At 54.3% G+C, this 16,581-nt stretch carries 11 protein-coding genes and 1 pseudogene; 9 read left to right on the top strand and 3 right to left on the bottom strand.

The genetic code is table 11. The features are described from left to right. The 5 genes and pseudogenes from IK012_RS10740 to IK012_RS10760 form a co-directional block, all read left to right on the top strand. Positions 1-184: pseudogene (locus tag IK012_RS10740) on the top strand (radical SAM/SPASM domain-containing protein); the annotation flags it as partial. 6 nt (positions 185-190) lie between these two features. After that, entirely contained in the window at positions 191-331 is a 141-nt protein-coding gene (locus IK012_RS10745) for a hypothetical protein (protein WP_290954254.1), read from the top strand. Between the two features lie 17 nt (positions 332-348). Beyond that, on the top strand, positions 349-1,314 hold the full coding sequence (locus IK012_RS10750; RefSeq protein ID WP_290954257.1) for a hypothetical protein: 966 nt from the start codon (positions 349-351) through the stop codon (positions 1,312-1,314). A 27-nt stretch (positions 1,315-1,341) separates the two neighbouring features. Further along, positions 1,342-3,570 (top strand): NADP-dependent isocitrate dehydrogenase, encoded by a 2,229-nt coding sequence (locus IK012_RS10755; RefSeq protein ID WP_290954260.1) that lies wholly within the window; start codon positions 1,342-1,344, stop codon positions 3,568-3,570. A gap of 169 nt (positions 3,571-3,739) precedes the next feature. Next, positions 3,740-4,495: a hypothetical protein gene (locus IK012_RS10760; RefSeq protein ID WP_290954263.1), complete on the top strand. Its 756-nt coding sequence runs from the start codon at positions 3,740-3,742 to the stop codon at positions 4,493-4,495. Here the strand turns inward: IK012_RS10760 and IK012_RS10765 are convergent, their stop codons facing one another. After that, the gene (locus tag IK012_RS10765; protein WP_290954265.1) at positions 4,496-5,062 is read right to left on the bottom strand and encodes an NUDIX hydrolase; all 567 of its coding nucleotides are present in this window, start codon (positions 5,060-5,062) and stop codon (positions 4,496-4,498) included. A 242-nt stretch (positions 5,063-5,304) separates the two neighbouring features. Here IK012_RS10765 and IK012_RS10770 point away from each other — a divergent pair, with 242 nt between their 5' ends. Then, positions 5,305-6,303, top strand: a complete 999-nt coding sequence (locus IK012_RS10770; RefSeq protein WP_290954268.1) for a GGDEF domain-containing protein — start codon at positions 5,305-5,307, stop codon at positions 6,301-6,303. Positions 6,304-6,312: 9 nt separating this feature from the next. Here the strand turns inward: IK012_RS10770 and IK012_RS10775 are convergent, their stop codons facing one another. Continuing rightward, complete coding sequence (locus IK012_RS10775) at positions 6,313-7,506, bottom strand: MFS transporter (protein ID WP_290954271.1); 1,194 nt, start codon at positions 7,504-7,506, stop codon at positions 6,313-6,315. Between the two features lie 51 nt (positions 7,507-7,557). Further along, positions 7,558-8,718 (bottom strand): class I SAM-dependent RNA methyltransferase, encoded by a 1,161-nt coding sequence (locus IK012_RS10780; RefSeq protein WP_290954274.1) that lies wholly within the window; start codon positions 8,716-8,718, stop codon positions 7,558-7,560. A gap of 147 nt (positions 8,719-8,865) precedes the next feature. Between IK012_RS10780 and IK012_RS10785 the strand changes: the two genes are divergently transcribed. The 3 genes from IK012_RS10785 (at position 8,866) to IK012_RS10795 (ending at position 16,534) form a co-directional block, all read left to right on the top strand. Continuing rightward, the gene (locus tag IK012_RS10785) at positions 8,866-10,077 is read left to right on the top strand and encodes an alpha/beta hydrolase (RefSeq protein WP_290954277.1); all 1,212 of its coding nucleotides are present in this window, start codon (positions 8,866-8,868) and stop codon (positions 10,075-10,077) included. A gap of 160 nt (positions 10,078-10,237) precedes the next feature. Next, positions 10,238-13,693, top strand: a complete 3,456-nt coding sequence (locus tag IK012_RS10790; RefSeq protein WP_290954279.1) for a glycoside hydrolase family 2 TIM barrel-domain containing protein — start codon at positions 10,238-10,240, stop codon at positions 13,691-13,693. A 171-nt stretch (positions 13,694-13,864) separates the two neighbouring features. Then, positions 13,865-16,534 (top strand): beta-L-arabinofuranosidase domain-containing protein, encoded by a 2,670-nt coding sequence (locus tag IK012_RS10795; protein ID WP_290954281.1) that lies wholly within the window; start codon positions 13,865-13,867, stop codon positions 16,532-16,534. Positions 16,535-16,581 lie beyond the last annotated feature (47 nt).

Here is a 16,581-nt window from a genome sequence, read left to right on the forward strand (position 1 = left end):
CCTGTGGGATGTATGGCAGAACCGCTACCAGGTGATGCGCGACCGCAGCTGGGCAAAAATTGGCGACTGCAAGACTTGCAAGTACTGGCGCTACTGCGAAGGCTCCAGTCTTCATTTACGTGACGAGAAAACCAAGGAACTAGCCTATTGTCATGTAGCGAGATTAGAGGACGCTGGAGCGTGATGACAAATGCGTAAGGCGAGCGTCGCGACCAAGTCTCGCTTGGGCATGACCGAGCCTAGCATTTGGTACTTGAGCGAAGCGAAAGTACAAAAGACCAAGGAATTGGCCTACTGCCACGTAAAGCGTTTGGAAGACGCGGGGGCATAATAAAAAGGAGGGTTGGTTTGAATATTCGTAAGCATTGGAAAAAGATATTGCTGTCTTCGGCGGCTCTCTTCTGGGCTAGTTGTGGCGGAGACAGCGAAAGTACACCGATTGCCGGCCCTTGTGGCGATTGCGGTGAATTCCCGTCAAGCAGTTCCGAGGCTCTTCCCGAAAGTAGTTCGGACGACGCTGTGTCTAGTAGTTCCGAAGAGGCGTCGAGCAGCTCGGAGGCAATATCTTCGTCTTCCATGAACATGCCTTACAGGCTGGCAAGCGATACCACCATTGCATGTTCCGCAGCTATGCTTTCGGCCGGAAACGGGTGTCTTGATCCCGTGGAAGTTGCAAAAGTAGATTCTCCGGAAGAAATCATGCGCAAGTTGCAGGAGAACCGGAGCCTTACGCTGGAAGAACTTTCCCAGTTGGAAGACGACCTTTTGGGCGAACGGTTAGATGTTCCCCTCTATGGTGTGAGCCCCTATACTTGCGTCCATCATGCGATGACTTTTACTTATACATGTTCCGATGGGAAAAAGTATATCGCTCAGGAAGGGAGTCCGGCCTACATCGTGAAAGATAGCTTGCTTTACACTATGGAGGAATACGAGGCAAAATTCCCCGAATCAAGTAGCTCCAGCGAAGCCGTGTCCAGCAGCAGCGAGGAAGTTGGCGAACCTCCGTCTCCCTTGTGCCAGAAGAGCGATTTTATTGACCGCTCCGAATTAGAGGAAAAGTTTACGGCTGACAAGGATGCCATCATCGATAGCGTGAAGACTGCCGAAGGGGATCCCCAGCTTGAAGAAAAGCTAGAATGCTTGAAATATATTTACGAGGATTCTTCGGCACTCAATTTTAGCGGATATGTCGCCAAGACGCAGACCTGCGACGGCGAATCCGTGGTAAATCCGCGCTATCAGACGAAACTCGATAACAATCGGGACTATGTCGTGAGACAGATTAACCGGTGCCTGAACCCGCCGGAGTAAATTCCGTTTTTCTATCTTTGTATTCGTATGAGTACAAAGATTTTTTATACCCTGACCGACGAGTCGCCGTTCTTGGCGACGCAATCCCTCCTCCCGATCGTAACCGCTTTCGCGAAGACTGCGGACATTGACGTGGAGACAAAGAACATTTCGCTCCCGGCGCGCATTCTGGCGGCATTTGCCGACACGCTCCCGGCTGGCACTACGTTTGCGGGGAGTCCCGTGAGCGACGACCTCGCTTTTTTGGGCGCGCTTACGCTCAAGCCTGAGGCGAACATCATCAAGCTCCCGAACATCTCGGCATCCGTGCCGCAGCTCAAGGCCGCCATTGCTGAACTCCAGCAGAACGGCTACGCGCTCCCGGATTACCCGGATGCGCCCGCGACCGACGAGGAGAAGGCCATCCGCGCCCGCTACGACAAGGTGAAGGGTTCCGCGGTGAACCCGGTGCTCCGTCAGGGCAACTCCGACCGTCGCGCCCCGAATGCGGTGAAGAACTTTGCCCGCAACAACCCGCACAGCAACGGCACGTGGAATACTTCCGTGAAGACCCGCGTGGCGAGCATGGATGCGGATGACTTCTACGGGAACGAAAAGTCCATCACGCTTGCCGATGCCGACACGTTCAAGATTGAATTCGTGGATGCAAGCGGCGCCGTTACCGAACTGCGTGCCGCAAAGCCGCTCCTGAAGGGCGAAATCCTCGACGCGACGGTGCTCCGCATGGCGTCTCTCGAAAAGTTTATCGCCGCCCAGATGGCCGAAGCGAAGGCTCAGGGCCTGCTGTTCTCGGTGCACCTGAAGGCGACCATGATGAAGGTCTCTGACCCGGTGCTGTTTGGTGCTTTTGTGCGCGTGTTCTTCAAGGACGTGTTCACCAAGTATGCCGACCTGTTCAAGGAACTCGGTATCGATGCGAACAACGGCCTAGGCGATTTGTACAAGCGCCTTGAAGGCAATGCCAAGGAAGCCGAAGTGAAGGCCGCGATTGACGCCGCGCTTGCTGCCGGTCCGGATTTGGCGATGGTCGATTCCGCGAAGGGTATTACCAACCTGCATGTGCCCAGCGACGTGATTATCGATGCCTCGATGCCTGCGATGATTCGCAATTCCGGTTGCATGTGGAACAAGGAAGGCAAGCTGCAAGAAGTTGTCGCTTGCATTCCGGACCGCTGCTACGCCGGCATCTACGACGAGACGGTCAAGTTCTGCAAGGAAAACGGTGCGTTCGACCCGAAGACGATGGGAACCGTTCCGAACGTGGGCCTCATGGCCCAGGGCGCCGAAGAATACGGCAGCCACGACAAGACTTTTGTTGCCAAGGGCAAGGGCGTTATCCGTGCCGTGAATGGCAAGGGCGAAGTGCTCTTGCAGCAGGACGTGGAAGTGGGTGACATTTTCCGCATGTGCCAGGCCAAGGACGCTCCGGTACGCGACTGGGTGAAGCTCGCCGTGACCCGCGCCCGCGCCTCCAGCACGCCGGCTATTTTCTGGCTCGACCCGGAACGCGCGCATGACCGCGAAATCCAGAAGAAGGTCGAGGCCTACCTGCCGGAACACGACCTGAACGGCCTCGATATCAAGATCATGAGTCCGCGCAAGGCTATCGTCGAGACGATGAAGCGCGCGAAGGCCGGCCTCGATACCATCGGCGTTACGGGCAACGTGATGCGCGATTATCTCACCGACCTGTTCCCGATTCTTGAGGTTGGAACTTCGGCGAAGATGCTCTCCATCGTGCCTTTGATGGCCGGTGGTGGCCTCTTCGAGACCGGCGCGGGCGGCTCTGCCCCCAAGCAGGTGCAGCAGTTCCTCGCCGAAAACTACCTGCGTTGGGATTCCCTCGGTGAATACTTCGCGCTGGTGCCGTCGTTCGAGCAGGTCGCTACGCAGACCGGCAACAAGAAGGCCCAGGTTCTGGCCGATACTCTCGATGCCGCGAACGGAAAGATTTTGCAGTTCAACCGCACGCCTGCCCGCAAGATTGGCGAACTCGATAACCGCGGTTCTCATTTCTACCTCGCGATGTACTGGGCCCGCGCCCTTGCCGACCAGAAGGCCGATGCGGAACTCGCCGCGAAGTTTGCCCCGGTGGCTGCCGCCCTCGAAGCGAAGGAAAGCGAGATTGTCGCTGCCCTCGCCGCAGAACAGGGCAAGCCGGCAGACATCGGCGGTTACTACATCCCGAAGGCGGATCTGTTGAAGAAGTGGATGCGCCCGGTGGAGGCGTTCAACGCCGTCATCGACGCGATTTAGTTGTAATATTCCAATTTGGAATGAAATTAGGGGCCTTTTAGGCCCCTTTTTGTGTGCATAGGAACACAAATGAAAGAAGTTGCGCCGCAATCCGTGTTGCTTTTTATATGAAAATAATTATTTTCGTGTAGACGATCCAAATTTCGTAACAAACGAAAGGAGTGCCGTTATGACATGGATGATGAAAAAGTTCTGTTTTTTCGCGATGGCTTTGCCCATGGTGTTTTTTGCTGCATGTACGACGGATGGCCCGACGCAAATCATTATGTCGAATGGCGATATCTATAGCGAAGAGGAATATAACGATCTTGTCAAGAAGGGCGAAATTGACGAAAACGGAAATTATGTCGTGAAGGAATCTGAAGCCAAGTCCTCGAGCTCATCGAATGTGTCTTCCAGCTCGGCGAAATCGAGTTCCAGTTCCGAAAAGGTCAGCTCCAGCTCCGAGAAAAAATCTTCTTCTTCGGACAAAGTTGAGTCCAGCTCCAGCGAAGAAAAGTCCTCCAGCTCAGAAAAAGTGGAATCGAGTTCGTCTGCACCTGAGTCGAGCGCGGTTGCTGGCAAGGAAACTATTGTGGATGAAGATGAGGGCGAGTTCTCTATCGGTACGGACGATATGGAGGAACTGCCCGAGAACGAACAGTCTGAACTCGACAGCCTGAAGGAACTTCTGGATAACGGGGAAACCGTAGATGGGTTCGAAAAAACTGATTCGTCATTTGACGAGGAATCTTTGCTGTACGAGGATTTTGACGAGAATGATTTCTTCTGCTTCACTGACGAAGGCCAGTGGCTGCAGATTACTAGGGAAAAACTTGGCGAATACATTCCGCACTACAAGAACGGACAGGCTTGGGGCAATTTCCGACAATTTGACGTGAAATTTATGGACGCCTGCGAATCTGTCTATATCAAACGCAAATGATTAACGGGTAGCCAGCTTCCACTTGTAATATCCGGCGATTTGCAGTGGATGGCAGAATGTTCCGTTAGCCATTTTGGTTTGCAGTTCTTCATCGGAAAGTTCGCTGGACTCGATATCTTCGGTGCTGTCGAAATGCGTTCCACCCGCTTTTGAGACACCATCGATGAAGACGATGTGAAATTTGCCGCGGTGCCGGTCCGGATTTACCGGAAGGGACCCGAGATACTTTGTGTGTAGCGCGTGGCAATCGCTGGATGGCGCCTCGCAGGGTCTGTACCCGCATTCTTCTTGCAGTTCGCGGAGTGCAGCTTGTTTTGGCGTTTCGTCCTTGTTGATTATGCCCGCGGGAAACTCAAGTTCGATGGTCTGGCTGCCGTGGCGGTACTGTTCTGTCATGACCCAGCGGCCTGTAGCCGTGCGGGCGAGAATCAGTACCCAGTCGGGTTGCCATAGCGTGTAGAAGTCGTCGATGACCTTGCCGTTCGGAAGTTCGCATTTTTCCTTTGCGACTTTGAGCCAAGGCGCATCGACCAGGTATTTTGTTTCGAGTAGTTTCCAGGGTTTCATATATTGTAATTTAGAAATTTTTGCCAAAAAGTGACCTTGCACACATTGAAAGATACGGATTGTTGTTTTTTTGAACATTTGTACTAAATGAAAGTATTTTTTTCAGCATGAGCGTTTTTGTCTTTTATACATATGTCAGCCTTGGATGCGCATGCGTCCTGTTGCTCCTCCTGTATAGCATAAAAAGGCTTCCGACCCCACAACTCAAGTTTACGTTGTTCCATAAACTTGTGTTTTGGCATATGGCCTACTTCGTAAGCGATGCCGCCTGGGCGTTGGTGAACGACAACATCATCCCGAAAAACATGTTCACCGTTTTGGCCGTGAACTATTCCAATGCGGTTATTGCGGCGATACTTTTCTACAGCTGCTTTATTTATGCGGAAATGAGCACCCGCCCAGAGATGACGCGTGCGCAGATTGAAAACCTCCAGGTGAAATTGCGTATACCGGTTCTTGTGGAAATGGCGCTGCTGCTCATTTCGTTTGCGATGAGTCCCGATTTCTGGCTCGATAAGGACCTTGAGCCCTGTCCTCTCTATTACTTTATTCTTTCTTTTATCCCGTGTATCTATATCATGACGGTGACGATCCGCTGCTTGTATCGCGGGCTAAAACCTCATAACCGAATGCATTTGAAGACGTACCTGATTGTGATGAGTTATACCCCGGGTTGCTTGGTTGCGGCTGGCGCCCAGATTTTCTTCTCGCTGACGACGCCGATATTCTGCTTCTGGTGCACCCTGATTATCCTCTTTGTCTACCTGAATTCGCAGAATCGCCTGATTTCGACGGACCCGCTGACCGGTCTCAATAACAGGAACCAGTTGCGCCGCTTCTTGCAGCTTAAGCGCGATTTTGAGAATATGTATATAATCATGGTGGATGTGGACCATTTCAAGAAAATCAACGATACCTATGGGCATATCGAAGGCGATAGGGCGCTGATGCTTGTTTCGAGTGCGCTAAAGAAGGCGTGCAGCTTCTTTGATATTTCGATATTCTTGTGCCGCTACGGTGGTGACGAGTTCATGCTGATTGTCCAGACGGAAACTCCGCAGGATGTTATCAAGCAGGTGCGGGAGTGCCTGAAGGAAGAAATCGCGAACCGCGAAGGATCGATGAACTATACGATTGCGGCGAGCATGGGCTATGCGCATTGGGATGGTGACATCACGACCTTCAGGGATTGCGTTGCCATAGCCGACAAGAAAATGTACGAAGCCAAGCACTTGAATTAAGTGCTCGTGCTATCCTTCCAGCTTGTTCTTTAGATAGTGTCGCGCCGTCCAGGTGAAATACAGGATGTCGGCGATTACTAGTGCGATGGCGCAGGTGAAGAATACCTGCTGGTGCATTCCGAAATGTTCCGCCATGGAGCCGCCCGCAAGGATGCCGGCGCCGATGCCGATATCCCAGCCGGAAAGGTAAGTGCTGTTCGCGGTGCCGCGCTGGTCGTGGCGGGCGAGGTTCACGCACATGGTCTGGTAACCCGGGAAGATGAGCCCGAGGCTCGTGCCAATGAGGAATGCTGCACCAAAGAACGTAATGGGCGAATGGCTGAACGCGAGCATGAAATACGCGATGATGTTGAGCGTCATGCCGGTGCCTACGAGGTGGATGAGGTAGCCCCTGTCGATAAGGCGCCCTGTGGTGAGGCGGTTCAGTATGAGCCCTGCCGCGATGAGCGCGTAGAACCAGCCGGAGCCTCCGATGCCGAGTTCTTTTGCGTACAGTGCGATGTAGTTGGTCACGGGCCCGTAGGCGAATCCCACGAAGATGAAGTTCACGAACTGCGGGATGGCGCGCGTGAGGAAGAACCGGTCGAGCGAAAGCGGGGCGTGGGGCTTTTTCTCCTTGGGGGCGACCTTTAGGGTCTGTACCAAGATGAGGCCGATGACGCACAGGATGATGGAAATCGCGAATACGATGGTGTCGCCGAAGGCCTCGTACAGGAACATGCCTGTCATGGGGCCGGTGGCGAACGCGAGGTTCACGCTGACCCCGAAATAGCCGATGCCTTCACCGCGGCGGCTCGAAGGGAGCGCGTCGATGGCGACGGTGTTGCTCGCCGTGGTCGAAATCCCGAAGCATAGCCCGTGCAAAAAGCGGATGACGGCAAGGAGCGGGATGAGCTCGAGCGCCTTGTAGCCGATGAAGCACAGGGTGAACGCGAAAAATGTCCAGAAGTACAGGGGCTTGCGGCTGAGGGTGTCGACCAGGAATCCGGCGAAGGGCCTGCAGGCGAGCGCGCCGATGGTATAGAGCGAAATGATGATGCCCGCGGTCGCGTTGTCGGTCTGGAACTTCTCGATGATGAACATCGGGAGGATTGGCAGCAACTGGTAGAAACTGAAGAACAGCAAAAAGTTCGCCGCCGCGCATGTGGTGAAGTTGCGCGTCCAGAGGGCTGGCTTTTGTGCAGTTGTAACTTCTGCTGGCATTAAACTACCTCAATGGGGAATGTGAGATGGTTTCATCCCGCATTTCGCATTTTATTTTCTTTCTAATGCAACGATGGTTTCCAAGTGCGGGGTGCCGGGGAACAGGTCGAGCGGCTGCACTTCCTTGACGCGGTAGCCGTAGCGTTCCCATTCCTTGATGGAAGCGGGAATCTCGTCGGTGCCGCAGAACACGTGGCATACGCGCACGGGCTTGCGCATGGCGAGTGCGTGGATGACTCCGGGTTCACAGCCCTTGCGGGGCGGGTCAAGCAGGATTTTTTCGGGTTCGCCGGGAACGGGGCGCGGGAGCCTCGTCTGTACGAAGTTCTCGTCGATCTTGCCCGCGACAAAGCGGTAATCCTTTTTGAGGTAGCGTGCGGAAGCCTTCGCGCAGTCGATGGAAGGGCCTTCCATTTCGACACCGAGCACGGATTTCGCGGCTTCGCCCAGCGCGAAGCTGAACAGCCCGTAACCGCAGTACAGGTCGAGGAAGTGGTCTTCGCGGGTGAGCGAAAGCATGCGGCTTGCCGCCTTGATGAGGTTGTGGATCTGGCTCTCGTTCACCTGGCTGAAGCCGGTGGCGGGGTACTTGAGGCTGAAATGCCCGAGGTTCAGGCTCAGTTCGCGCGGTCCAAAAAGCTGTTTGAAGCCGAGAGTATCGGTCGGCCGCTTGGCCTCGAGGTAGTAATCGGACTCCGTCGTATCGATGTAGGCGTGCGCTGCCGTCACGTGATATGGCGATTTTTGCAGAATTTCGGCAATTTGCTTCAATTTGCGGACAATGGCGGCATCAATCTTCTTGATGTTGAATATGACGACCCGGTACTTGTACGTGCCGCGGATGATAATCCAGTTGAGCGCGTAGGCGAGGGGCTTGTACGGGGGCGTGATGAGTTTTTCGAACAGCAGGCGGTATATGGCGTTGTGCTCTTCGGGCTCCAGGATGCTGTCGTATTCGTTGAAACGCAGGTCGCCGGGCTGCATGTCGACGCGCCTTTTGCTGGTGGTGCGGTAATTGCGGGGCATGGGGCTCGCGGTTACCGGCTGCGGGTTGCGGGGGAGGCGGTTTACGTCCCAGAATTCGCGAATGGCCTCGTTTTTGACCTTGAGTTCCTCCTTATAATCAAGAGGGGCAAGGGTTTCGCCGTAGGCGGAATCGGATTCTTTCGTGTAATTGGGGAGCTGGTGGGCTATGGCTTGTTCGAATAGCATGCCCAAAATGTAGAAATTTGTGCGGTTTCTTTGTAGGGGGGTGTCTGCCTATGGATTTTTTGTCCAAGAAATCTGTTTTTGGGCGTGTAATGAAAAGGGGGCCAATATGTAGTTTAAAAGCACAATCATCTAGGAAAAGGAGTACACATGAAATCCATGGTGTTTAAGGGTTTGGTTCTGGTGAGTGCTCTTGCGCTCGTAAACTGCGATGACAGTAGCGTTTCCGCTCCAGGATCAGAAGGTGGTGCTGAAGGTCCAGTTCCGACTAGCAGCGCGGTTGCCAATCCAGAATCCGATTCGGGTATTGCCCCGCAGTCCAGCACATCCGTCAATCCGGGATCTAGTACGGTTGCAGGTGGCGACGATGCCTGTTTGTCGTCCAGTTTGCCAGATGCTTGCGGTCCTGGGACCAATCCGGCAGTAAATCCGACGAGCAGCACGACTGTCAATCCGGAATCTAGCGCTGTCGTTCCGACCTCGAGTTCTAGCGACGTGACTAAGCCGCAGTCCTCTTCCAGCGAGCAGCAGGTCGAATCCAGCTCCAGCGAAGAAGTCAAGCCGACCGGCATCTTCCTGACCGAAGGTACCGACGAAGACAAGGACTACTTGGAAGTCGAATATTTCAAAAATTCTGCCGATAACGGTGGCGGCGTGCTCTGCTACCCGAAGAAGCTTTCTGATACTCAGAAGCACGGCGTTATCTTGTGGGGCCCGGGCGGCGATACCGACCCCAATAGCTACAGTGGCATTATCAAGCGTCTCGCTTCGCACGGCTTCGTGGTGGTCGCTACAAGCGTCTCTCCCGACGGCACGGACCGCGGCATTCCCGCCCTCAACTGGCTTGATAACAAGAATAAGACTCCGGGCGATCCGCTGTATGGCAAGCTTGACATGACCAAGGTCGGCGCTTCTGGCCACTCTATGGGCGGCCTCCAGTCCGAAAAGATGCTTATCAAGGACAATCGCGTGATTACCGCCGTTCTCAACAACAGTGGCGCATTCAACCATGCGGAACTGGCTAATGCCCCTGCCGGCAAGACAGCAGCAATCGTTTACGGTGAAGGCGGTATGGAACGCCCGAACGCCGAAGGCGACTACAACAACAATAACGTCAAGATTCCGGCTTGCCTCATCAAGATGACGGGTGGCCAGGGTAACGAATGTCAGAACGGCGAATGCGGCTGGGGCCACGGTTCCGGACCTTGGGGCGGCATGGCTGCCACGGTCGCCTGGATGCGTTGGCACCTCGGTGGCGAAGACTGGCGCAAGAAGGACTTCGTCGGTACCAGCGGCAAGTACATCGATGGCGCTATTGTCGGTCAGCCTGGCAAGTGGAAAGGCCAGTGCAAGAACTTCTAAACATCACAATCCCACACACCCAAAAAAATGTCTCGGAAATTCCGGGGCATTTTTTTTGTTCCCCTTTGACAAAACATCCATGATAATTGTATACGGATTGTTGAATCTCCCCCGAAAAGGGGGTATTTTTATACCAGGTGTTTAAAATAAAGAGGATGTTATGAACAAAGTTGTTACTACGGTGGGCCTTGTTGGCCTTTTCGCCTGTGCACTTTCATTTGCGCAGAGCGGCCCAAACGACGAATGGAATGGCAAGCCGCGTGTTTTCGGGGTGAACGTGCTTACTCCGCACGTGACTTCGATGCCTTACACGACTGTTGAAGAGGCGGTGAAGGGAGACCGCCATGCGTCTGAATGGTACCAGACACTTTCGGGCAAGTGGAAATTCTTCCATGTCGAAAAGCCGGGCCAGCGCAACAACGATTTCTACAAAGACAACTACGACGTTTCCGGCTGGGACGAAATCCCGGTGCCGTCTTCTTGGCAGTTGCTCGGTTACGACCATCCGATTTACACGAACGTTGTTTACCCGTGGGCGCAGAACAACAGGGTTTCTGCTCCGGGCGCTCCGACTGATTTTAACCCGGTGGGCCATTACCGCCGCACGTTTACCGTTCCCGAAAAGTGGGCCGGCAAGCGCATCCGCCTGCATTTCGAAGGCGTTGAATCCGCTTACTACGTCTGGGTGAACGGCAACTACGTGGGATATTCCGAAGACTCCTTCACGGGTCACGAGTTCGACATCAACAAGTACCTGCGCAAGGGCGAGAACAACATCTCCGTGCAGGTGTTCCGCTGGTGTGACGGTTCTTGGCTCGAAGACCAGGACTTCATCCGCCTTTCGGGCATTATGCGTGACGTGTACATTTACGCTGTCCCCGAAGTCCACATTCAGGATTTCCAGATTGACGCGACGCTCACGAATAACTATACCGACGGTCTCCTGAAGACTACCGCGTGGATATACAACTCTACCTCGAGTGCTTCCGGCGACTACACTGTGGAACTCTCGCTCTACAACGACAAGGGGACTGAAGTGATTGCCCCGAGCGCGCAGAGGGTTTCGGGCATCAGCGCGGGTGGCGAGAAAAGCGTGCATTTTGAACTCCCGCTTACCAAACCGGATCGCTGGTCTGCCGAAACGCCGAACCTCTACTCCGCAGTGCTTGTTATCAAGGACGGCAGCGGCAAGGTAATCCAGGTCGAAAGCAACAAGATCGGTTTCCGCAAGGTTGAAATCAAGAAGGAAAACGGTGCGCCGCGCCTGCTGGTGAATGGCATGCCGGTCAAATTCCACGGCGTGAACCGTCACGAGCTCGACCCGGATAACGGTCGTGCGGTGAACTATGACCGCATGGAACAGGACATCATCCTGATGAAGAAGTTCAATATCAATGCGCTCCGTACGTCGCACTACCCGAATAATCCGTATATGTACGAACTTTGCGACAAGTACGGCATTTACGTGATTGACGAGGCGAATGTGGAAAGCCACGGTGCCAATAATGAACTTCCGAAGAATAGCGATGACTGGCGCGCTCCGGCGGTGGATCGCCTGACCACCATGGTGCAGCGCGACAAGAACCACCCCTCCATTATCCTTTGGTCGCTCGGCAACGAAGCCGGTAACGGAAACGTCTTTGCTTCCGAACGCGAACGCGCCCACCAGATTGACTCCACCCGCTACGTGCATTACGAAGGCGACAACAACAACGCCGACGTGATGAGCCAGATGTACTGGGGCTACGACTACATCAACGGTTACAACGATGCCAACAAGCCCGTGATGCTCTGCGAATATGAACACGCCATGGGTAACTCCGTGGGCGACCTGCAGGAATACATGGACGCCTTCTACCGTAACCCGCGCGCCTTCGGCGGCTTCATCTGGGACTTCATCGACCAGGGCCTGCACCACAAGGGTACTCCGTACTGGGAATTCGGTGGCATGTGGGGCGACTGGCAGAACGATGACAACTTCTGCGCGAACGGCCTCGTGTTCCCCGACCGAGCCATCCAGCCGGAAATGTGGGAAGTCAAGTATCAGTATAGCCAGCTGCGCGTGAAGAATGTAGATGCGGCAAAGGGCAAGATTGAAATCGAGAGCCGTTATCTGTTCAAGAATCTCGGCGACTTCCTCGATGCCTTCTGGGAAATCCGCGAAAACGGCAAGGTAATCAAGAGCGGCAAGCTGGATGGTTCGCAGATGAATATCGGCCCCCTCCAGAAAAAGGAAGTTACCATCGACATGCCGAAAATCGAGACGACGATTGGTGCCGAATACCACTTGGATATCGATTTCCGCCTGAAGAAGGATGAACTTTGGGCGAAGGCGGGCCACAGCGTGGGTCACGAACAGTTCGGTATCGATTTGGGCCAGCTCTGGTCTACCGAAGTGGATGTCAGCACCATGGAAGGTGCCAGGGTTTCCCGTGTCAGCGGCGTTGTCATCGAAGGTACAGACTTCAAGATTACTTTCGACGAAAGGAACGGTACGCTTGCGAGCTACGTGCTTGATGGTGATACCATCATCAAGAACGGTGGTATTCCGAACTTCTGGCGCGCTCCGACCGATAACGACAAGGGCTTCAACATGGAACGCGGTCACGGCGAATGGCGCAGTGCGAGCAAGAAGCGCAACGTGACTTCCGAAGTCAAGGAAGTTTCTGCCCAGGAAACGCAGGTGACCTTCAACTTCAGCTTCCCGGATGTGGGCAGCTCCAAGATGAAATTGACCTACTATGTGTACGGCAGTGGCGATATCGTTGTGGATTACACGTTCAATCCGGATGGCTCCAAGAGCTATGTCCCGAATGTGGGTACGCTCTTCACGGTTCCTGAAGGTTACGAAAAGGTCCGCTGGTTTGGCCGCGGCCCCGACGAGAACTACATGGGCCGCAATCGCGGAAGTTTCATGGGCCTCTATTCTACGCTTGCCGACTCCATGACGGTCAAGTACATGGAAATTGGCGAAACGGGCCAGCGCACCGACGTGAAGTGGGCAACGCTTACGAATAAGGATGGCAAGGGCCTCATGATCGTGGGTAACCCGCGCATGGAATTCAGCGCACAGCACTACACTCCGGAACAACTTACCGATGTGAAGCTTCCGTGGGAACTCAAGCGCGACAAGGATATCACGCTCCGCGTGGACTTGCACCAGATGGGTCTCGGCGGTATCAACTCTTGGGGTGCTGAACCGCTCGACGCCTACCTCCTGAAGGCGAACCGCGAATACTCTCATAAGTTCCGCATCGCTCCGGTGCGCAAGCAACTGAACGACCCGACGGAATACTCGCTTCTCGGTTTCAAGAACTTCGGCTGGAACGATTTGCCGCCTGCACCGTATGGCCAGAAGGAAATCAATGAAATTTACGAGAACCAGCCCGATACCGATGTAACTCTTCCGGTAAAGGAAACCCTGCCTCTCGTGTTCAGGATTCCTGAAATGGGAAGCGACTACAGCGTGTTCGACATGCAGGGACGCTTTGTGGCGAAGTTTATTACGCAGGGCGTAGAAGACCTGCATATGCTCACCAAGCGCAACGTGAAGCATGCGGGCACTTACCTGGTGCGCTCCAAGGCCGGGCGGACGTTCCGCATAAGCGTCAAGTAAAAAATTTCCACACATCCAACATCGGACGTTCCGGGTACCCTCCCGGAGCGTCTTTTTATTTATGGACAACCTGTCCAAAGGAATGCGTGTCGGTGGTGTTCTTGTTTGCCATGAGGAAGGGTATATTTATCGGTGGGCCTCGTGGTGGTTGTTTGGGAAATCGAGGTGCATATGAAAAAATTGGTGTATGCTTTGGTGTGCGGGGCTATTGCCGTAGCTTCCGCGCAGGATGTTCTATACCCGGACATGTTCGCTCTGAGTGACGTGCAATTGCTTGGCGGGCCCCTGAAGGAACGTCAGGACTTGAACGTAGAAACGCTTCTCTCCTACGATACGGATAAATTAATAGCGCCGTTCTACGAAGAAGCGGGAATGAGGCCGAAGGCCGCGAAGTTCTCGAACTGGGCAGGCCTTGACGGACACGTGCTGGGCCATTACCTGAGTGCCTTGGCCATGCATTACGCGGCCAGCGGCGATGAACTCATCAAGGAACGCCTGGAATACGTGTTGAGCGAACTCAAGACGATTCAGGACCAGAATTCCAAGGACGCGAATTTCAAGGGCTATATCAGCGGCGTGCCCAACGGCAAGTCGATGTGGCTCAAGTTCAAGAACGGCGATGCGGGTGCGCAGAACGGCTATTGGGTGCCGTGGTACAACATCCACAAACTTTATGCGGGCCTGCGCGATGCCTACATCTATGCGGGTTACGATCAGGCGAAGACGATGTTCTTGGCGCTTTGCGATTGGGGACTCACGATTACGGGCGGGCTGAACGACTCCAAGATGGAATCGATGCTCGGCACGGAACACGGCGGCATGGCGGAAGTCTATGCCGATGCCTATGCGATGACCAAGGAAAAGAAGTACCTGGACGAGGCCAAGCGTTGGTCGCACAAGTGGCTTTTGAATGCGATGGCGGCGAGCAACGACAACCTCACGAACGTGCACGCGAATACGCAGGTCCCGAAGGTGGTGGGCTTCGCGCGCATTGCGGAACTCACCGGCGACCAGACTTACGTGAAGGGCTCCGAGTACTTCTGGGACCGTGTCGTGAACAAGCGTAGCATTGCGATTGGCGGCAACAGCATCTCGGAACATTTCCCGTCTTTCGATAACCACAAGAAGTACGTGGAAGAACGCGAAGGACCGGAATCGTGCAATACTTACAACATGCTCAAGCTTACGGAGCGCCTGTTCAATATGGATCATAGCGCCAAGCAGGCGGATTTTTACGAGCGCGCCCTCTTTAACCACATCCTTTCGACAATACACCCGGAACACGGCGGCTATGTGTATTTTACGCCCGCGAGGCCGCGCCATTACCGCGTCTACTCGAAGGTGAATGCCGCCATGTGGTGCTGCGTGGGCTCGGGCATGGAAAACCCCGCGAAGTACTCGCAGTTCATCTACACGAAGGACGGGGACAATCTCTATGTGAACCTGTTTGCGGCATCGAACCTGAATTGGAAAGGCAAGGGCGTGAAAATCAAACAGGAAACGGCCTTCCCGAAGGGCGAAAGCGCGAAGTTCACCGTTACGGGAAGCGGCAGTTTCGATATGAAAATCCGCCATCCTTACTGGGTGAAGGAATCGGATTTCAAGGTCATCGTGAACGGCGATACCATCGTGAAAAAATCGGACCCGTCGAGCTATGTGTCTGCGGGTAAGTCCTGGAAATCCGGCGACGTGATTGAGGTGCTGTTCCCGATGTACACGCATGTGGAAGAACTCCCGAACGTTTCGGATTACGTGGCGCTTCTGCATGGCCCTATCGTGCTTTCCGCGAAGACGGGTACGGATGGCCTGACCGGCCTTGTCGCCGATGACGGACGCTGGAGCCATATCGCTTCGGGAGCGCTACAGTCTCTGGATCAGGCCCCGATGCTTGCGAGCAAGAAGGAAGATATTCCCTCGAAGGTCACACCCGTGAAGGGCGAGCCGATGCATTTCAAGGCTCCTTACCTGTTTGCAAACCAGAGGGATGCGAACTTGTTGCTGGAGCCCTTCTACGAGGTGCATGATGCGCGCTACATGATGTACTGGATGGTGCTTACCGACCCCTCTGTTCTGGAACGCTTGCAGAAGGAACAGGAAGAGGCTCTGGCGCTCGACAACAAGACTGTAGATAAAGTAGCGCCCGGCGAGCAGCAGCCCGAAGCGGATCACCAGATGAAAGTTGAAAATTCTAGTACGGGGACGCATCAGGGTGAATTCTATCGCGATGCGGGCCAGTGTTCCGGCGGGGATGGCGGCTCCATCAGCTACCTGCTCGAAACCAACAGCGAGGATTCCCTGAGCCTCATGGTGCGCTACTGGGGCAACGAGGGCTGTACCCGCGAATTCGACATCATGATTGATGATGCCAAGCTCGTAACTGAAAACATCTCCAACAAGTGGAAAAAGGACGAGTTCGTGAATGTGGTTTATCCGATTGACGACAAGATGGTGAAGGGCAAAAAAGAAATCCGCGTGACGTTCAAGGCCTCGAGCGGCATGGTCGGCGGTATATTTGGGGTGCGCCTGTTGCGCAACAAGCCCAAGCCTGAGACGCCTCCGGATGCGATAGCCTCGAAGCCTGCGGTCGCGATTCCGGATTTGCGCATACGTGCGCAGTACGATGTATTGCATATTGAATCGGGCCTGCCGCTCACTGGCAACCTGACCGTCAAAATCTACTCCCTGAATGGTCGCCTGCAGAAGTCCCAGTTGCTCCCTTCGGGCCGGAGCTCCTTCGAAATAGGCATTGCCGACTTGAAGAAGGGCAATTACATCCTCAGCGTGCAAAAAGATGGCGTAAAATGGATAAATACGCTCTTCTCGAGGACCGGTGGGTTGTGATTTTCTGAATAATTTCGTAAGAAAAACAGCACTTCGACATTGACAAC

Origin of the sequence: Fibrobacter sp., from assembly GCF_017551775.1 — a bacterium.
Classification (GTDB): Bacteria; Fibrobacterota; Fibrobacteria; order Fibrobacterales; family Fibrobacteraceae; genus Fibrobacter.